The 19,142-nt window shown below is 63.8% G+C and carries 14 protein-coding genes; 5 read left to right on the forward strand and 9 right to left on the reverse strand.

The genetic code is table 11. The features are described 5' to 3' along the window. Positions 1 to 199: 199 nt before the first annotated feature. Complete coding sequence (locus I41_RS14615; RefSeq protein ID WP_168206915.1) at positions 200 to 2,206, reverse strand: cytochrome c3 family protein; 2,007 nt, start codon at positions 2,204 to 2,206, stop codon at positions 200 to 202. A gap of 270 nt (positions 2,207 to 2,476) precedes the next feature. Beyond that, on the reverse strand, positions 2,477 to 3,214 hold the full coding sequence (locus tag I41_RS14620; RefSeq protein ID WP_145433532.1) for a hypothetical protein: 738 nt from the start codon (positions 3,212 to 3,214) through the stop codon (positions 2,477 to 2,479). 656 nt (positions 3,215 to 3,870) lie between these two features. Between I41_RS14620 and I41_RS14625 the strand changes: the two genes are divergently transcribed. Then, positions 3,871 to 5,436, forward strand: a complete 1,566-nt coding sequence (locus I41_RS14625) for a serine hydrolase (RefSeq protein ID WP_145433534.1) — start codon at positions 3,871 to 3,873, stop codon at positions 5,434 to 5,436. A 384-nt stretch (positions 5,437 to 5,820) separates the two neighbouring features. Here the strand turns inward: I41_RS14625 and I41_RS14630 are convergent, their stop codons facing one another. From I41_RS14630 to I41_RS14640, 3 genes are all read right to left on the reverse strand, one after another. Then, positions 5,821 to 6,207 (reverse strand): hypothetical protein, encoded by a 387-nt coding sequence (locus I41_RS14630; protein ID WP_145433536.1) that lies wholly within the window; start codon positions 6,205 to 6,207, stop codon positions 5,821 to 5,823. A gap of 63 nt (positions 6,208 to 6,270) precedes the next feature. After that, positions 6,271 to 7,500, reverse strand: a complete 1,230-nt coding sequence (gene pelA / locus I41_RS14635; protein WP_145433538.1) for a pectate lyase — start codon at positions 7,498 to 7,500, stop codon at positions 6,271 to 6,273. 128 nt (positions 7,501 to 7,628) lie between these two features. Further along, the gene (locus tag I41_RS14640) at positions 7,629 to 9,227 is read right to left on the reverse strand and encodes a sulfatase (protein ID WP_145433540.1); all 1,599 of its coding nucleotides are present in this window, start codon (positions 9,225 to 9,227) and stop codon (positions 7,629 to 7,631) included. A 240-nt stretch (positions 9,228 to 9,467) separates the two neighbouring features. Here I41_RS14640 and I41_RS14645 point away from each other — a divergent pair. Together I41_RS14645 and I41_RS14650 are read left to right on the forward strand one after the other, a co-directional pair. After that, positions 9,468 to 10,255 (forward strand): IS5 family transposase gene (locus I41_RS14645; protein WP_145436303.1). Its coding sequence is split into 2 segments (ribosomal slippage): positions 9,468 to 9,807 and positions 9,807 to 10,255, totalling 789 coding nucleotides; the frame shifts between segments, so codons are not numbered across the junction. A 38-nt stretch (positions 10,256 to 10,293) separates the two neighbouring features. Beyond that, a complete protein-coding gene (locus I41_RS14650; protein WP_168206916.1) occupies positions 10,294 to 11,664 on the forward strand; it encodes a sulfatase-like hydrolase/transferase in 1,371 nt (456 codons plus the stop codon). Positions 11,665 to 11,808: 144 nt separating this feature from the next. Here I41_RS14650 and I41_RS14655 read toward each other — a convergent pair whose 3' ends face one another. Next, positions 11,809 to 12,237 carry an OsmC family protein gene (locus I41_RS14655; RefSeq protein ID WP_145433544.1) on the reverse strand — a complete coding sequence of 143 codons (429 nt, stop codon included), beginning with the start codon at positions 12,235 to 12,237 and terminating at the stop codon, positions 11,809 to 11,811. A gap of 358 nt (positions 12,238 to 12,595) precedes the next feature. Between I41_RS14655 and I41_RS14660 the strand changes: the two genes are divergently transcribed. Next, on the forward strand, positions 12,596 to 12,985 hold the full coding sequence (locus I41_RS14660; RefSeq protein ID WP_145433545.1) for an HPF/RaiA family ribosome-associated protein: 390 nt from the start codon (positions 12,596 to 12,598) through the stop codon (positions 12,983 to 12,985). A gap of 70 nt (positions 12,986 to 13,055) precedes the next feature. Here I41_RS14660 and I41_RS14665 read toward each other — a convergent pair whose 3' ends face one another. Next, entirely contained in the window at positions 13,056 to 13,766 is a 711-nt protein-coding gene (locus I41_RS14665; RefSeq protein ID WP_145433547.1) for an SOS response-associated peptidase, read from the reverse strand. A gap of 278 nt (positions 13,767 to 14,044) precedes the next feature. Here I41_RS14665 and I41_RS14670 point away from each other — a divergent pair, with 278 nt between their 5' ends. Next, the gene (locus I41_RS14670; RefSeq protein ID WP_145433549.1) at positions 14,045 to 15,178 is read left to right on the forward strand and encodes an Lpg1974 family pore-forming outer membrane protein; all 1,134 of its coding nucleotides are present in this window, start codon (positions 14,045 to 14,047) and stop codon (positions 15,176 to 15,178) included. Positions 15,179 to 15,288: 110 nt separating this feature from the next. Here I41_RS14670 and I41_RS14675 read toward each other — a convergent pair whose 3' ends face one another. After that, a complete protein-coding gene (locus I41_RS14675) occupies positions 15,289 to 18,009 on the reverse strand; it encodes a hypothetical protein (protein WP_145433551.1) in 2,721 nt (906 codons plus the stop codon). Between the two features lie 290 nt (positions 18,010 to 18,299). Then, entirely contained in the window at positions 18,300 to 18,923 is a 624-nt protein-coding gene (locus I41_RS14680; RefSeq protein ID WP_168206917.1) for a TetR/AcrR family transcriptional regulator, read from the reverse strand. Between the last annotated feature and the right edge of the window lie 219 nt (positions 18,924 to 19,142).

Consider the following 19,142-nt stretch of genomic DNA (forward strand, 5'->3'; position numbering starts at 1 on the left):
ACGCCCAGCGCCAATTCGGCTCGGGGTTGATTACTGGCGTCGTGAGCCAGCCGATCCCGCGAGGAGTCGTCAAGTAGCTGTTCTACCCGTTGGGCCGACGGCGGCCGCAGCCCACGATAGTTCCTGCCGAGCATGCGGAACTTGAGGCTCCGCCGTCCGATATGGGCTGATGCTCGCCGCGCTGGCGGGAACGCCCGGGTCACTCCTTGATCGACACGGGCCGATTGTCGCGATGTTTCAGGAGCCACTCCACAGCCGCGTCGACCACCTGCCCGTCGCCGTTGATGAGGACGTTCTTCCCCGTGCGCGCGGTCGCGCCGGCGCGTTGCTCGCTCCACAGGCGACGAACTTCGCTCCCTGACTGGGCGAGTTCTGCCGGCGTAGCGAGGAAGTTGAACTTCCAGTCCGCGAAGCCTGGTTGCTTGCGCAATGCGTGCTCCGCCACATATCGAACGACGCCGTAGGGGTCCTCCAGCAGACGCGAGACGAACGGCGCGAGCCAGTCGTCCCCGGACGCCGCTTGGGCTGGCGCCCAACCGGTGTGCCAAGCCGTGATCACGCGCTGCGCCGCGTTGCCTTTGAGCATCCACACCAGCGACGCGGCGATCTGCGCTTGCTCGGTCGTGAGCGGCAGCGGCTCGTATCCGTACCAGTCGACGAGATGCCGCTGCGTCCAGGCGAGCGTCTGGTCGAGGTGGCACAGGTTGCACGCATTGGGGACGCCATGCTGGACGCTGCCCGCCACATCGGGGCGGGCGATCTGGTGACTGCGAATCGCCGAGAACAAGGCGTACGTCGTGTGGGGCATGTGGCAGTTGAGGCAATTGCTCCCGGTCGACTCGGCCGCGTGGTGGGTGTGCTGCGTGAGGTCGGTGGTGTAGGGCGGTCCGTCGTGACACTGCGTGCACGCTTGGACGCCGTCCATCGCGGGCTTCAGTTGACCGCTCGGATCGCTCTGGTGCATCGAATGACAGGAGACGCACGACAGCGTTCCCTCGCGATAGCACGCAGTTACGGCGATGGCCGTGAACTCGCGGCCGCCGGCCAGCACCGCGCCATTGTCCCAAAAGCGCGACCGGAAAAACTCCTGGTTGCGCTGGTAGCCGGCGAGGGCGTCCGCCTGCTCCTGCTCGTTGGCGTAGAAGCTTGCTTCCTGCGGCGGAAAGAGATACTCCCGCTTCGTGAGGAGCTCGTCCCCAGGCCGGTAGTTGCCGCGCCCGTCGCGGTATTGTTCGCCCTGTTGCACCGACCAGATAAAGACGCCGTGGCACTGGCCGCAGACTTCGGCGCTGCGGCGGTGATCCGTGAGTTCCGCGGGCTGCACGATAGGGTCGCCCTTGAGCAACTCGGCGATTCCCGCCTCGCCCGCCGCTTCGCGACGGCGCAGAGCCACATGCTCGTCCGCTGAGCCATGGCAGGCTTCGCAAGCGATGCCGATTTCTCCCACTTGCGTCTGGAACCCTGTCTGCTCGACGCGGCCGCCGGCGTCGTGCTTCGCGAACGGCCGGGGCGCGCCGCCGGTGCTGTGGCACTTGATGCAGTGATCGTTCCAGACGGTGACCATCCGCGAGCCATCGGGGGGCGTGACGAAGGCCGCTTCGCGCGGGATCCAGCGCTCGTCCCGAATGAGCCAGACGAGCGGGAGCGTCATCAGCGTCCCGGGGAATCGCCAGCTTTCGACCCAGTAAGTTTGGTAGCGATGCGAACCAGTCGACATGACGACTTGCCGCTCGACCTCGGGGATGCCCGACCAATCGGGAGGGCCGGCGGCTTGACCCTGGCGAGCAAAATGCTCGTACCGCCGCTGGCGGTCGAGCATCACGTCGGGATCGGGCATGCGGGCCCAGAACTGGTCGCCGCGGCGGAAGACCTGGTACTTCAGTCCGCCGGAGTCGATCGTCGAGCCGTCGAAGCGACCAACGAAATTCTCGGGAGAGGCGGTTTGCGTCATCGTGCGATGAAACGTCCGATGCCAGGACTCGAACTCGCCGCGATGGCAGTCGCGACAGGCCGCGGACGAAGCGAACGCAGGATTGCCGCCGAGTTGCGGCGGGAGGGGCGGGCGCGACACGGCGGCGGGCGCCGATGGTGCACTGGTCGCGACGGGACGGACTTCCACCGCCCACGCCGTGGCGACGACTGCCGCGAACGCGCTGGGAAGCGCGAACTGCCACACGAGGCCGAGACGCTGACGCGAAGCGCTCATGCAGGGAACCATTGTCGAGTGTGGAAAAGCAACCGCCGACGGCTTGAGCTGCCGGCGCGACGTCCTCAACCATGTTCCTCCTGGAGTTTAGCTGCCCTCGATGCGCTGCCAAAGCAATTCCGTTGAGATTCGCCAAATCTTCATCGGGATACAGCGCGCGTGGGCATTGTGGTCCGCCACAGGAGCGGCGCGCGCCGGACGAGATTGGCGACGGCGACCGCTCGCACAGCGCCGGTTTTGTCCGACGTTGAAAGTTGATTGAGCGTGACATTACTCGTCTTCCCCAGGCGAAGGGTGCGATCCGTTTTGCTCGGCGCGGGGCATTTGCGGCGATTTCGGCTGGCGGCGAAGTCGCGTAGATTTGTCCCGGTCATTTGGACAAAACGGCATGCCGAAAAAGGTGGTCGGCGGGTTGTCACGTTGCTGGTCGAGGAACTCTTCGAGCGTGATCGGCTGACGCTGTGGCCGCGGCCATGCGGAATCGTCAGGGGCCGCGGCCTGCCGGGCCGGCGCGGGCGCCGATTCCGCCGCAGGGGGCGGCGTCGGCCCGCGGCTCGACGGCTTGTCGGTCGCGTTAGCTGACTTCGGGGCTGGCGTGGCAGCGTTCGACGGAGCCCGCGAGGCGTCGCCACCGAAAGGATCGCCGTAGGTGCGCCGAGCGAATGCCGACGTTTCGTCGGCCAGGTCGAAGAGTCGTTGCTCCTCGGTGTAACGATGGAAAGCGAACGGGAAGCGCGCCGGCAGCGGCGGCGGGAAGAGGTCGGTCGTGACCTCGCGCAGGGCGGCGACCATTTTCAGGTAGAGCTCACGGCGGGCGCGATCGTCGCTGGCGGCGGCTAGGGCGACTTCCATGATCGTGGTGCAAATCTCTTCCAACTCGCGCGGACCACATGAGTCGGCCCGACGGCGGCCGAAACGATGGGGCTCGCGGCGTTCGAGCATCCAGGCGGCGGCCCGCCAATGGGACCCGGCGGCGCGGCCCATCAGTTTTTCGGGATCGGAGCGCACGGCAAGCTCCGCTGTGGCGAGGTCGACGCGAAATTGATCGTTGCGGTCTGCCTCGCGCCGGACGGTGCGCGCCGAACAGCCGACCTACCGGGCGGCGTGCTCGACGCGCATGCCGGCGCTGACGTAGGCGACGAGTTCGCGGCGACGTTCGGGCGTGAGAACTTTTGGGCGTGGCATGACTTGGTCTCCTGAAAGCTTATATGTACGGACATTCACGTCGGGATCGAGTCTGCCAGAAGTGGAGGCTCAATTTCAACACAAAACTACCCACAAATGGGTGGCTAATTTCTGAGGATTGACAGAGGTATGGGGCGCGGGGAGTTGAACCGCTAAGTACGCCAACAGCGCCAAGGAAATGCGACTGCTGGAATTGAGCCACGACGGCACGGCGAGGGCGACGGTCGAGTAGTGCCGGGGGATGGAGCCGCCGATGGACGCAGATGAACGCCAATAAGTTAATCGCTGCGTCGATCTGCGTTCATCGGCGGTTCCTGAGTTCTTGTATTTCCTGGGCCCTTTCGGCGTCGTTGGCGGTTACAGGAATTGAAGTGAGTTGGGGCGGGGACGGCCCCGCTCGCTGGGGGCGTGTCGTGCGGGCGAATGGTATGCTTGTGAGGCGTTGTCTGCCGTCGCGTCATTCAGTGAAGGATGGGGTTATGTTGCGTTGGATGGGCTTGCTGTCGTTAAGCGTGGTACTGGGCGCGGCGTCTGGCGGCGACGTTTATTCACAAACGACGGCAGCGTCGCGGATCACGCCGGAGCGGTTACAGGGGGCCATCAAGAATCTTGAGGCGCTGGCGGCGAAGACGATCGAGACGAATGGGACGCCAGGGCTGGCGATTGCGATCGTGCATCATGACAAGGTGATTTACACCAAGTGTTTTGGGGTGCGGGAGGCGGGGAAGCCGGAACTTGTTGACGCGAACACGGTGTTTCAGATTGCGTCGATGTCGAAGCCGATCACCTCGACGGTGCTGGCGGCGCTGGTGGGGGAAAAGAAGATCGGCTGGGACGATCGGGTGAGTGATCATGACCCGGGGTTCGTGATGTACACGCCGTATGTGACGCGGGAGTTGCGGCTGCGAGATTTGCTATGCCATCGCAGCGGGCTGCCCGATCATGCGGGCGATCTACTGGAGGATATGGGGTATCCGGTCGACGAAATCTTGCGACGGCTAAGGTTTCAACCGCCGTCGAGTAGTTTTCGCGCGGGTTATGCGTACAACAATTTTGGCTATAGCGAGGCGGCCTACGCGGCGGCGAAGGGCGTCGGGGCAAAGTGGAATCAAGTCGCTCAGGAGGCGTTGTTCAAGCCGCTGGGTATGACGGCCACGAGCTACGCCTTTGCCGATTACGAAGCGGCCGACAATCGCGCCGAACTCCATGTGCTGATCGACGGGAAGTGGGTGGCGAAGAACACGCGCGACCCGGACGCGCAAGCGCCGGCAGGCGGGGCGAGCTCGACGATCAGTGATTTGACGAAGTGGATGCGGTTGCATTTGGCCGGCGGCAAGTTTGAGGGGAAGCAAATCATCGCGGAGGCGGCGCTGGCCGAGACGCGCACGCCGCAGATCGTGACGGGGTTCACGCCGGAGCAAGGTCGGGTGGCGTCGTACGGGCTCGGCTGGAATGTGATCGACCAGCGCGGCGGGCTGATCGTGGCGAATCATTCGGGCGAGTTCAGCATGGGGGTGCGGAGCGAGGCGTCGCTGATTCCGGCGGAGCACCTGGGCATCGCGGTGCTGTCGAACAGCGCGCCGAACGGCGTACCGGAAGGGCTGACGGAGAGCTTTTTCGATTGGGCGCTCGATGGGAAGCTGCAGCGCGATTGGATGGCGTTCGCCAACCAGCAATTCGAGTTGATGGTGGCTAATGATTTGGCGCAGACGAGCGATTTCAGCAAGGCCCCGACTGATCGCGGGGCGCCGCTGGCGCTAGCGGCTTATGCCGGCAAGTATCAGAACGATTATTTTGGTGTGATCGAGATTGCGCAGCAGGGGGGAAAGCTGACGCTGGGATTGGGGCCGAAGCTGGAGCCGTTGACGCTCGCGCACTGGGATCGGGACGTCTTTTGGTTCCAGCCAACGGGAGAGATGTCGGCGGGCAGGTCGGGGGTGATCTTTTCGGTGGGGCCTGCGGGGCGAGCGGAGATCGTGCGGATTGAGAACCTGGATGTGAATGGGATGGGGCGGTTTGAGCGGGTGGAGGAGAAAGAGGATTAACCGCCAAGGACGCCAAGTGCGCCAAGGGAATACGGGGAGGATTTGAACGACGACGGCACGACGTACACGACGGAAGAAAACAACAGGCTGAAGAAACCGAATTGATTCTTTTGTCACCCGTGGCGTATGTGGCGCCGTCGTAGTTCGTTTTCTCCCGCCCTTTTCACGGGCGCTCTTGGCGTTATTAGCGGTTCAATGGAATTGGACAAGTGGATAGACACTCGGCTTTCGGCGGGGCCGAGACCGCGGCTCGAGCGATCATCCGTGTACTTTCGCGTAATTCTGAGCGGGGCGAAGGATCTGGTCGTTTGTTGGGCGCTAGATCCTTCGCTCCGCTCAGGATGACAGGCGCTACGCTTCACTGAAGTTCGCACTAGCTTGAGACTAAAGGACGATCATCACGAGGAGGCCGCAGGCGATGGCGCTGAGGATCAGGCCGAGGCAGAAAAGGACGTCGACGAGGAAGGTCAGGCCGATGGCTCGTTTACGGAGGGGAGTCCGTAGGGCAATGAAGGAGATGATCGCGGTTCCGAGATAGAGAAAGGAATTCGCCGCGAGGATTTCGTCGCAAAGGGTCTCGATTTCGGCGGTCGCCTTGATGACGCCGATGAGGCCGATGGCTGTCAGGCAAACGCCCAGCATGCCAGCTGAGACGGAGATGATGTTGAGAAGGTGATCGTGAAGTTTGTCGTCGCTATTGTGATCCTGCAGGGGCGTGTGGAGGGGTGTGCGGCGGGACGTCTGGTGAGGCGCGTGGTGGTCGTGGAGCATGGAGGGCGGAGGCTGATGGCGGAAGGGGGAAGGATGAAGAATGAATGGTGAATGGGGAATCGTTTAGGGGGTGTTGGGGCGGGATTGGCGCCAGCGGGGATAGTCTTCTGCTAGAAGACCTTGGGGCCAATTGCCGTACCAGGGCGTGCCGGTGCGGCGTTCGCGCTCGATCTCGCTGAGGGCGTAACGTTTGACGGCGTCGCGGCCGGCGAAGATCGGCCGATCGGAGCCAATCTCGTAGTGTCGCGCCCAGAGCGGCTGCGCCTGCTCGTCGCGGACCACCACGACGTCGAAGTCGGTGGTGTGAAACTCGTACGATTCGGTCGGCGCCGCCATGCGCTCGACGCGAATGCCGTCCAGCTGAGTGCGGCGCAGCCAGGCGACGGCGCTTTCGACGGCGCGGGCGATGCGCTGGTCGGTTGCCGGCAAACGCATGAGGAAGCGCACGATCGCGGTGGTTTCTTGAGGGCAGATCGACGCGAGTTCGAAGGTGCGCGCGGGCGCAGCGGCGAGCGTTTCGGGGTCGTGCTGCTGGCACCAGCCGGTGGGCGCGTCGCCGCCGATCTGGCACTGCAGAATGGTCTCGACTCCTCGTTGCACGGCTTGTTGCGCGGCTTGGCGGCGAGCGTCGTCCAGCCACTGCCAGTGGGGTGCGCGCTCGGCGGCGTCCTGGAAAACGTTGAGGACGCCGACGGTGACGCCGTCGTTGAACGTGATGTGCCGCGCGAACCCGGTCGGCTCGGGATACCGCTGCGGAAACCCGCCGCCGGGGAGCTGCGCGGCCAGCATGAAGTCGAACCCGCGAAGACAGGCGTCGCGCCAAGACTGATCGCCGCCGGCGGCGTAGGCGCGTGCGAGATAATCGACCTGCGAATGGATGTTGTAGTTGTCGAACGACGTGTCGAGAAGGTGGTGCGTGTCGCGAACGGCTTGCCGCTGCTCCGGAGTGAGCGCGGCAAGCATGTCGTAGTCCTTCGGCCAGCCGCCGTTGGCGCGCTGGAAGAGCAACATGTTGGCCACGATTTCCTCGACCTGGTCGGGGGCGTACGCGGCTTGCTCGGGCAAGACATGGATCACGCGGCGGGGATCGCGGATCTTGCGCCAATGATGGGCGCCGTCGCGAAAGGCGCTAACGTCGATCGCCGTGAAGGTGCGCTGGTCGGCCTCGCTGTCGGTCGCGGCGACGGCTGAAGATAATTCTTCGGCCGGAGGGGGCGGGTCGGGCGCTTCCGCGCACGATGCCGAGAACGGGGATGCAAGGAGGATGAGTACTGCCCAGAGGAATCGCTGCATAGCGCACCGCTCCTGAACGATGGCGACGAGACCCCGGAGCGTCGACTAGCGCCGGGGCTTGAGCAGGCGTCTACCGTCAGGCACGGCCGACCCTGCCAAAGCTGGATTATACCATGCGGCCTCTCAACTCATGACGCTGCCGCGGCGGCTGGGCGACGGCTCTTGCGCTGGCCTCGACGCTGTTGCTGTTTGGCGCTTTGCTGGGCGACGATTTGCGGCTTGGCTTCGGGCTCTTTGGCGAGGATTGCGCGAAGCTCAGCGACCACTTCGGGTCGATCCGCGGCGAGGTTGCGCGATTCTTCGGGATCGGTCTGGTAGTCGTAGAGTTCGAATATCGCTTCAGCGGGCGGCGCGCCGGGGATTTTCCATTCGACGAGGCGATAGCGGTCGGTGCGGACGGCGCGGCCGAGGCGCTGGCCGCGCGGGAAGACGTGAATCGCGACCCCGTCGGTGTGCGCCTGGGGATCGTTCAAGACAGGGACGAGGCTGGCGCCCTCGAGTTCGTACGGGAGGTCGAGGCCGGCGAGATCGCAAAGCGTGGGGTAGAGATCGACCGATTCGACGAGTTCGTTGCTCGCCTCGCCGGCACGGGCGCCGCTGGGAAGGTTGATGATCAGCGGGATGCGAGCGGCCTGCTGATAATTGGTGTGCTTGCACCACATGCCATGGTCGCCGAGGTGCCAACCATGGTCGCCCCAGAGGATGACGATGGTGTTTTTATCGAGACCGTTGGCCTGGATCGCGTCGAGGACCTTGCCGATCTGGGCGTCGGTATAACTGGTGGCGGCGTAGTAGCCGTGGATCAGCTGGCGCTGCATCGCGTCGTCAACGGGGCCGGTTTGGGGCCCGCCTTTGTAGTTGCGCAGTTCACGCCAGTCGGTCGCTGCAAAATTGGGCGCGCCTTCCGGAGGTTGTCGGAGCTTGGCGAGGCCGAACTTGGCAGGGTCGTAGAGGTCCCAGTATTTTTTCGGCGCGCAGAAGGGTAGGTGGGGCTTCACGAAGCCGACGGAGAGGAAGAACGGTTCGTCGGGGGTTTCCGCCGCGGCCGCGATGCGCTCGACGGCGCGGGCGGCTACCTGGCCGTCGGCGTAGGAGTCGTCGGCGACTTCGGCCGATTCGTACGCGGCCCCGCGCGGCAGGCGGCTGGCTTGCGGCGCGGGGACGTTGGTGAACAGGGCTTCTTCGCGGGTTCCTTGCTCCGGGCGATTCTCGGGGAGGACGTAGTCGCCCCTGCCGCGGAAGTGGGGGGTGCTCCAGGAGGCTTTGTCGTTCACGTTGCCGTGGCCGACGTGAAAAATCTTGCCGAAGGCCTCGGTGCGGTAGCCGTTGTTCTTGAAGTGTTGCGGCAGCGTGACGGCGTCGGGCCTGGCTTGGCGAAAGTTGGTCGGCAGGTCGTAAATGCCGAGCGTTTGCGGGCGCAGGCCGGTAAGGAGAGCATTGCGCGAAGGGGAGCAGACGGCCTGATTGCAGTAGGCGACGTCGAAGCGGACGCCTCTTGCGGCAAGCCGATCGATGTTGGGCGTGACGGCCAGCGGATCGCCGTAGCAGCCGATGACGGGCTTCAGGTCGTCGACGCAGCTCAGCAGGACGTTGGGGCGGCTCGGCGTGCCGTCGGCGGCGTCTGCGTTCGCGGCCGCTGTGTCACGAGGCATCGATCCGGCAAATGTGACGGTCAGCAGTGCGCCAATCACGGCGTCGGCGCGTAAGCGTGAAACCAAGTGAGTCATGGCAATACAGAATCGCAAAATTGAGTCGCTGCGGCTGCCGCTAGTTGGCCTGTGTGATTACGATCGTGTGTGTCTGCATCGCGCCGCCGCGTGAACGCGATGACGTTTGCAGTCGTTTAGTTTAGAAGCTGTTTCACAAGTGCATTGAGTTAAGATTGCGCCCTGGAAGGAGTTACGATTCAATGGTCGTTGAAAGGAGTCCTTTCGATGGCCAAGACGTATGCGGCATCGTACGAACCGATGTTGACGGACGAGCAGTGGACGAAGCTCGCTCCGCTGTTTCCAGAGCCAGTCCGCTCAGCGCGCGGGGGACAGACGCCGATCGACAATCGGCATTGTTTCGAAGGCATTCTGTGGATGTTGCGGTACGGCGCGGCGTGGAAGGCGTTGCCCAGGGGGTATCCTTCGGCGAGCACCTGCTGGCGGCGGCTGCAAGACTGGGCCGACGACGACGTGCTGGAGGAAGCGTGGCGTGTTCTGCTAGGGGAGCTCGACCAGCGAGGTCGCTTGGTCTGGGAGGAATGCTTCGCGGATGCGACGTTCATTCCGGCGAAAAAAGGGGGGCTCGAATCGGGAAAACCAAGCGCGGCAAAGGCACGAAGCTGGTGGTGGTGGCGGATGGCGAGGGCGTACCTCTGGGGCTGTGCGTCGAGTCGGCCTCGCCCCACGAAAGCACGCTCATCGAAGCCACGCTCGACGACGTGAACGTGCCGCGTCGAGATCGTCGTCGTTCGCCGCGGAAGGTCACGCGCTTGATCTACGACAGGGCGGCCGACAGCGACCCGCTGCGAAAGCGCCTGGAAGAACGAGGGGTGGAATTGATCTGTCCGCATCGCGTGAACCGCCGCAAACCGAAACTTCAGGACGGGCGAAAACTCAGGCGCTACCGACGCCGTTGGAAAATCGAACGCACCTTCGCCTGGCTCCAGAATTACCGACGACTCGCCATCCGCTACGAACGAAAACCCCAACTCTTCCAAGCCTTCGTGCACGTCGCCTGCTTACTCATCACTCTCAAACGGTTGTGAAACAGCTTCTAACCACTTTGCCGTCGATGGGTTTCGAGATGAGTCGATATTCTACATTCGTCACGCCGATCATGCTCGCGTTGCTGGCGGTCGCCGCGCCGTGCTCTGCACGTCAGCCAAACATCATTCTGATCATGGCTGATGATTTGGGTTACGAGACAATCACTGCGAATGGGGGCGAGTCCTATCAAACGCCGAATCTTGATGCGCTGGCGGCGGGCGGCGTAAGGTTCGAGGAGTGTTATGTTCAGCCATTGTGCACGCCGACGCGCGTGCAGCTGATGACTGGGCAATCTAATGTGCGGAACTACATAGAATTCGGCATGCTCGATCCAGAGGCGAAAACGTTCGCTCACTTGCTGAAAGAGGCCGGGTACGTGAAGGGAATTGCGGGCAAATGGCAGCTGGGACGGAAACCGGGATTGCCGCAACGCTTTGGCTTTGATGAATCGTGCCTCTGGCAGCAGACGCGTCGGCCGCCGCGCTACGCGAACCCTGGTCTGGAGTACAACGGCGAAGAGCGCAATTTCACCAACGGAGAGTATGGGCCCGATCTGGTGAACGACTTTGCGATCGACTTCGTTACGCGGCACAAGGAGCAGCCGTTTCTGCTCTATTACCCGATGTTGCTGACGCATGGGCCTTATGTGCCGACGCCTGACAGCGCCGACTGGAATCCGGAGGCGAAGAGCGAGGAAGAAGATCATGCGCCGCAGCACTTCGGTGAAATGGTTGCTTACATGGACAAGCTGGTCGGCAATCTGACGGCGAAGTTGGATGAGCTGGGAATTCGTGAGGAGACGATCATCATTTTCCTCGGTGACAATGGAACTGGCGCGGGGACGGTGTCGCAGTTTCAGGGGAAGCCTTACGAGGGCGGGAAGGGAACGACCACCGCGCGCGGCATGCATGTGCCGCTGATTGTGAATTGGCGGGGGCATGTTCCCGCGGGCGGAGTGAACGACGATTTGATTTCGAGCGTTGATTTCTTGCCGACCCTGTGCGCTGCTGCGGGCGTGGCGCCGACTGAATCAATGACGCTCGACGGACAGAGTTTCTGGCCGCAAGCCTTAGGCGAGGAGGGTTCGCCGCGAACTTGGCTGTACTCCTGGTACTCTCAGGACGGCGGCGAGCAGCGGAAGCGCGAGTTCGCGATGACGAAAGAATACAAGCTCTATCGCGACGGACAGTTGTTCGATTTGAAGGCCGATCCGCTAGAGGCAGGGAAGCCGATCGATCGAGCGGCTTGGAATGATCGCCAGCAGGAAGTAGCGAAGGAGTTGGGCGCCGTGCTGGCGTCATATGCCAACGCGCGGCCGGCGGCCTTGATTAAGCCAGGAGAGCCCGCGACGAAAGCGAATCGGCAGCGAGCCGCTCGACGCAAGGACGCGGCGGCGAAGGTGGAGTAGGAGCGAGCGTTGTGGGGCGATCTTTGCAGACAGTCCGCGACCAACTAAAGAGGCGAAGCGGCGGCCGAGCGGCCGTAACGGCGCGACCCGGCGGCGCTTCATTTTCTCGTGTCTCTCGAACCATGATCGCCGATTAGGGCGGCGCTAACTTGCCAGCTTCGCATCAAGCGAAATCTCGGCGCCGGCTAGCACCTTCGAGACGGGACAATTCTCCTTGGCGGCCTTGGCGATCTCCTGAAACTTCGCGTCGTCGAGGCCCGCGACCTTGACGGCGGTTTTCAGTTTGATGGTGGGAATGCGGAAGCCATCGCCTTCTTTGACCAGTGCGACTTCGGCGGTCGTCTCGATCTTCTCGGGCGGATGGCCGGCCTTGGTGAGCGCGCCGCTGAGGGCCATCGAGAAGCAGCCGGCGTGGGCGGCGGCGATGAGCTCCTCGGGGTTGGTCCCTTTGCCGTCTTCAAAACGGGACTTAAATGAATAGGGACCCTCCCAAGCGCCGGAGCCGATTTTCATCGTGCCGTTGCCGGACATGATATCGCCGTTCCAGACGGCGGTGGAGGAGCGTGCGGGCATGGCGAGGTTCCTTGCGTAGGGTGACGTCCCCGTCATCGGGGGAGGGGGGGAAAATTGGAGGGCGATTGACCGCGAGAGTGGGCACGATCGGTCCAGTGCGAGCGGACGGATCGCGCCAATCCTTGCGGCCGGCAGCGAACATTGTAGCGTTTTCGCCCGTACGGAATGCTAGATTCTAGGGAGGGGAGAACTGCGCGTGGAGGGCTACGGAGGCATACCGCAGCGGCACGTGCCTTGCTCTGAGGAGTTGACTCGAAGCTCGTCGTTAGCCATTTCTCCAGTAGACAGTCTTCAATGAGCCGGTTTGGTTGGCGCTCCCCCGCGATGGCAGGGCAGCGCTAAGGGAAGGAAACTCAAGATGCAGATTCATGTGCATACCGACAATCATGTCCAAGGGAGCGCCGGCCTGACGGCGCACGTCGAAGCGGTAGTCCAGGAGGCGCTCGACCGATTCGGAAACCGCGTCATTCGGGTGGAAGTTCACCTGGGCGACGAGAATGGCCACAAAAAGAGTGATCAAGACAAGCGTTGCGGCATGGAGGCGCGGCTTTCCAACCTGGCGCCGATCGCAGTGGCAGCGCATGGCGATACGCTGGACATGGCGATCAGCGGGGCGATCGATAAGTTGGTCCGCACGATTGATCGAACGCTCGACAAGAAGTTTGGTGCCAAGGGGCGGACGTCAACGGCCGAGTTTGCCAGCGCCGACGATGTCGAGACGGAAGAGTTCTTAGCGACCGACGAGTAATCGCGCTCGCCAGCTGCCGGCCGCCAGATTGCGGAGCACGTCGCTCGGGCGTGCTCTGGCTGCGGCGGAGCTAGAACAAGTGGGTCTGGCGCGGCGTCTCGTCGGCAGCCTTGCTGCGCGACTGGAGCTCGCTCTCGGGGCGGCACTCCCAGATATCGGCGGGCGTCGGGCGCAGCAATTCCTCAAGCGGGCCGCGCTCAACAACGTCCGGGTTGAGCCATGCGGCGTACTGGGCTTCGCTGCTGAAGACGACCGGCATGCGCGGGTGCCCGACGCTGGCGACGACTTCGTTCGCGCTGGTGGTAAGAATCGTACACGACTCGATCGTTTCGCCGTCGCCGCCGTGCCATCGTTCCCAAACGCCCGCCATCGCAAACGAGCGCGTTCGATTCCCGCGAAGCTCAAAGTAGTGTTTGCGCTCGAAGAAGGCGCTAGCCGGGATCAAGCAGCGGCGCGCGCGGAATGCCTGGCGGTAGGTCGGCTTCGCTTCGATGTCCTCGCTGCGGGCGTTGAAGCATTTGCGCTGGAAAGTGGTCCGCTTGGGCGTTTTGTCGGAGGGTTTCCACCAACTGGGGAGGAAGCCCCACTGCGCGGGCGCCAGAACCCGCTGGCCCGCGTCGTCCAGACGGATGTGGGGGACTAAATCGAGCGGGTAAAACCCCGCGTCGGGGAGGAGCATTTGGTAGTGATTGCCGCGTAGACTGAATTCGTCGTCCCAGGCGGTGACGATACTGCGCGATTCGCTCGTGCGGGTGCGTCCGGCGATGTAATGGTGGCACATGGCTGCCTCGTTAAACTCGCGGTGGTCTGTCGGCGAATACTAGCATCGGCGGGGAGGAAAGTTGAGGCCCGCGGAAATCGGGGATCCCTTCGACTGATGAGGCGGCGCGCCGGCGCAGCGGCTGACATGCCGCTGGTAAACCTTAGCGGTTAGGTCGAAGTTGCGGTCGCGTTTTGCCGATAGTCCTGGCAGGCGGCATCGACCGCTCGGCTGGCGCTTCACCGCAAGACAATAGGTCCGTGGACGCGGTGCCGCGAACTCTTCTGCGGGGGCTAGTGATGAGCGGAACTCTTCTGCGGGCGTCGCTGCACGCGCTGCTGTGGGGCGCTGTAACGACGAGCGGCGTTGTTCAAGCTGTCGAAGGGAACGTGGAGCAGGCGGCGTACTCGACGTTGCCGGTCACCGGACCGGCAGGGGCGCCGCTGGAGGGGCTCGTTCAGCCGGCTTCCAGCTCCAGCTCCAGCGGCGGCAACCGCGTGGAGGCGACGGCGGCGCTGCTCTACTTGCAGCCGCTCGCCGACAACTTGCAGTACGGCACGCAGGTGAGTCCTTTGCCCGCGCCGTCACCCCATTGGGTGAACCAGGCAGTCGATACCAGCCTGAGCCCCGCGTTCAGCGTCGGGCTGCGCTACATTGTGCCGGACAATGGCAACGACGTGCGGGCGACGTGGACGCATCTCAACGCGTCGAGCAGCGACTCGTTCGTGGCCGATGTGCAGCAATTCGCCGGGCCGCCCTACGAAATTGGACCCGACTCGAATCTTTACAACCTCGGCGACGGTTACGTCGATTTTGAGTACGACTCGGTGAACCTCGAGGCGGGACACCTCTGGACCGACGGCAGCCCGGCGCAGGTGCGACTCTTCGGCGGCTTGCAGTACGTCCGGATCAGCGAAGAACTGCGCGGGAGCTTCGCCAGCTACGACGGCGACTATGCTTCGTCGAACACGAACTCGTCGCTGTTCAACGGCGTTGGGCCGCGGGTGGGAGTGGAGGCGGGCATCGTCAAGGGGCGGCTCGACTTCCTGGGACAGGTCGCCGGCTCGGCGCTGGTGGGCCGGCAGGAGAACCGACTTGACTTTGAGGCGATTTCGCCTGATCTGGCGAACGTCGGCATCACGCCGCCGAACCGGCAGTCGATTACGTCGCCCGACGCGACGCGGGTTATTCCGAGTATTGACTCCAAATTAGGCGCCGGGCTGACGATCCCGCTGGAGAACGGCAGCATCATTCGCCTGGAGGGCGGCTATCAAGCCGCCGTCTACATCAACGCGATCAGTCAGTACGCGATCAGCGACGTGGTGGTGCCGCCGAACGTGCAGGGAATCGGCGTCTTCTTGGAATCGGCGTACCACCTGCACAACAACTTTGCGGTGCATGGGCCGTATGTGTCGGCGAGCTGGGTGTTTTAGCGGCGGCGTTTGGCGCGGCGCCCGCCTCGCTTGCGGCCCTGCTCGTTACTCCCTCAAGGGGGAGGGAGCCACAAGAACCTTTTTCATCACCCCTTTCTTAACTCCGCACGCTACCGCCAATTGAGGATCTTAAAGATCCCTTCTCGCTTGGAAATCTGCTCCGGCAATTTCAATAGCTTCTCGCGGTAGACGCTTAGCGCGATGCCGGTGGCGAATACCAGGGCTCCCCCGGCGGCGAGGTAGACGCCGACCGCGACTTGGGGGCGGTAGGCGAGCGACGTGAGCATGACGATGAGATAAATCGCCAGGGCGCCGCCGCCGAAGAGGGTCGTCGCGCGGATTTGCCAGGCGACGCCGGTGACAGCCATCGCGATGGTGAAGGTGAGCAGGGCGAGCTCGTTGATGAGCGACGGTCCGTGGCCCCACGAGCGGTGGTAGAGGACGGCGGTGAGCAGCGTGCCGGCAACCAGGAGACTGCCGAGCGAGAGGCCGAGGCTGACGGCGTCGTCCTGGCTGCGGTCGGTTTCGCGGAAGAGGGCCCAGTGGCTCGCAGCGAGCATGATGGCGCCGGCGACGACGGCGAAGATCTCGAATTTCTGCCAGCCGTTGAGGTCGATCAGGATGTTGAGCCGCAGGAAGCCGACGGCGGCGAGCGCGACGGCGGCGGTGGCGTAGACGCGGCGCCAGGGCCTGGGGGGCGAAACGAAGCTGGCGGCGGCGGCGGCGAGCGCGGTGACGAAGATCGAGACGATGCCGAGCCAGCGGCCGTCGTCAATGGCGAGGCCGGCCAGCCCCTGCATCAGCGCGGCGAGCGTGGCGACGGTGAGAATGCCGTGACCGCACTGGAGCGCGGCGAGACCGCGGCCGCGGAGGACGGTGGTCGGCTGGCAGTGGCGGCGATACACGGTGGTCGGCGCCAGGCCAAGCGCGCGGGCGGCGACAAGGCAGCCCAAGCCGAGGCCGGTGTAGAGCATGGTGTAGTAGCTGGCGTCGACGCCGAAGTACCCCATGAACTGCCACAGGGCCCCGCAGGCCGCGGCGGCGGCGAGGTAGACGTTCCAGCTACGACGACGGAAGAAGCCGGCAAGCGAATAAAAGAGTGCGGCTTCGCCGAAGACGAGGCCGAGCATCAGACTATCGCGCTGGCCCTGGAACGGCACGAAGGCCGTCGGCTGCTGCACCGTCGCGAGGAAGCCGGCGACGAGAATTACCGCTGTCGCGGCCTGCGCAACGTAGTACAGCGGTCGCTCGGCGCTGCGACCATGCCAGAGACGAGCGCCGACGAGATAGGCGAGCGGGATGAGCATCAGCCACGGGGCTTGTTCGCTCCACGCGACGAGGCCGCGATCGCGGAGTTGACCGGCGGCGGCGACCAGCACGCAGGCGGCGCTCAGGAAAAAGTAAATCTGCGAGGTGCGCGCGTCGCTGCGGCGATAGAGGGCGGCCGAGATGCGATTGCAGACGGCGGCCAGCAGCATCGCGACGACGAACGGCGCGCCGGTTTCGTAGCTCCAGTTCAAATCATCAAGGGTAGCGCTGGTGGCGCGGATATGGAGGATCAGCCCCGCGGCGGCGGGGAGGAGGCTGAGGGCCAGCGCCACTGGCGGGACGAGGCGCGTCAGCTGCCGGTTGTCGGCCGGGAGGCGGCTCCACAGGATGTTTACGGCCAGCGCCGTGGCGGACATGACGGCGAGGATCCACTCGGTGCGAACGTCGAAACCGACGAGCAGCGTCAGTTCGGCCATCACGAGCGATGCGCTGGCGAGGCCGAGATAGAGGCCAATCCTGCGGACCACCAGATCCGAGTAAACGTAGGCGTAGACGGCGGCGAGCCAGAGCCCGGCAGCGAGGACGTGGTTCCTCGTCAAGAGATTGCCGGTCCACTGGATGCCAAACAGGTTCTGCGCGGGAGTGAGGAGCCATCCAAGCAGCTGCGAGCCGAGGAGCGTGAGCAGCGCGACGGCGATTTGGACATGGCCCGACCAGAAGAGGGGGAGTCCGAATTTGCCGCGGGGGAATTGCGCGTCGTCGGCCGGCGAGAACGCGCGCTCACTGTGGATCGAAATCAGGCCGAGAGCCATGAAGAAGAAGGCGAAGATGGGGGCGTCGGTGATTTTGCCGAGGTCGGCCAACAACAAGAGCGTGGTGAGCGTGACGCCGATTTCAAAGGCGTACATGAAGAGCGCATCGCGCAGGACGTAGACCGTCGCCGCGTAGAGAAGGCAGCAGATGACGCCGCCGACCCACAGGTGACCGTCGACGGTGACGAGATTCTGCGCGTGGTAGAACCAGAGGTTGAGCGGCGCGACGACGCAGCCCAGGAACGTGAGGGCCTGCCCCGCGACGCGAAAGCGGGTGCGGAGCGCGACGTACCAGCCGGCGCCGAGAATCGCCAGCGTGCCGACGCCGAGGACGCCGGCGAGGACGTGCGGATTGCTGAAGAGGCCGAGGCTCACCAGCCAGACGATCAGGCCGAGGACGCACAGGCCGCCGCCGATCATTAGCATCCACTGGATGCTGCGGGGGTCGAGCAGGGCCTCGAACATGCGGCTGGCGACGGAGCGCGGCGGCGCCGGCGGGGCGCCGGTAGTGCTCGGGTGCGGAGCGGCCGCCTCTTCGGCGGTAGGGGGATCGAGGAACTCGGTGATTTCGAGCGGCTCGACATCGACGTGGCCGGCTGGGGTTGCGTTCGCGGTCGACGCCGTAGGAGGCGCGGGGCGCGCCGGGATCTGAATGGTGCGGCCGCACGTAGGACATTCGGCGCGGGCGCCGGCAAAGTCATCGCGCGCCAGGAGATGACGACCGCAAACGCAGCGGATGGGAATCGACATTGGTAGAGCTCCAGCGAGACTGGTTCAAATTGGACCGGAGGCGCAGGTTGCTCTAAATGCGCTTGCGAAAGTGTAGTTTATGGATGGGGTGTCGAGGATATCAGTTTTGCGGACGGCGACGGGCCGTGGGCCATCGGGGGATGGGCGGGACCATGTTTAGGCGCGGCGTTTTACCAACCGCCGACGGAGTGGTGAGGCATCGGCGGCGCCAGCGGCGCGGTTGCTGACGGTGGTTCGACGAGCGAGACGCGATCTTGGCGGTTGCGTGAGGAAAAGTCGAGATTACCGCGCTACTTCTTGATCAGCAGGCCGTTGAACAGCACGTCGATCATCGTTTGGGATCGCTCGGCGAGCGGCTCTTTACTGGCGCCTTCGAAGTAGTTGAAGAACATCGCGCCGAAGACGAATCGGGAAAGCGTGTCCTGAATTTCGGCGACCGGGATCGGCCGGATGCGGCCGGCGTCGATAAGGGCTTGGAGGCGCGCCGCCCATTCGGCCTTGCGTTTTTCTTCATGCTCGAAGAAGAGCGACGGGCGGCGATCGCGGAACAAGGCGCGCTCTTCAATGATCAACTCGACGATCTCGGGGTGCTGATCGAAGAAACGAAGGATCGACGTCATGCAGATCCGCATTTGGAGCAGGGGATCGATCTCGTCGTTTTTCGACTCGTCGACCGCGGCGATCAACTGATCGCGGGCGTGAGCGACGGCAGCCAGGAACAGGGCTTCCTTGTTGCCAAAATGTCGGTAGACCGTGCCCTTGCCCACGCCGACGGCGTCGGCGATTTCTTGGACATCCGTCTGGTTGTAGCCGTGGGCGGCAAAGGTGCGGACGGCGGCGTCGAGGATTTCGATGGACCGCTCTAATTGAGCGGACGTTTCGCGACGTTCGGGGACGAGTTGGGTCGTGTCCATGGAATTTCGCAAGGGAAGAGATGAATCGCGACTATCTCTATATCTCTGTACTGCGGGCGTGACAATTGGTTCGTGCGGCGGCCTACCGGGCCTTCGCATAAGCGATGTCGGACTTGGTAAGCCGGACCATCTCTTGCTTCGGCGCCGGAGGCCGTGCGACTGCGGTAAACCGCGGCGATTCGGTTTCGGGGCGAGGCCGCATATTGGCCGCGAACCCGG

The sequence above is a fragment of the Lacipirellula limnantheis genome (genome assembly GCF_007746075.1).
In the GTDB taxonomy this organism is placed as follows: domain Bacteria; phylum Planctomycetota; class Planctomycetia; order Pirellulales; family Lacipirellulaceae; genus Lacipirellula; species Lacipirellula limnantheis.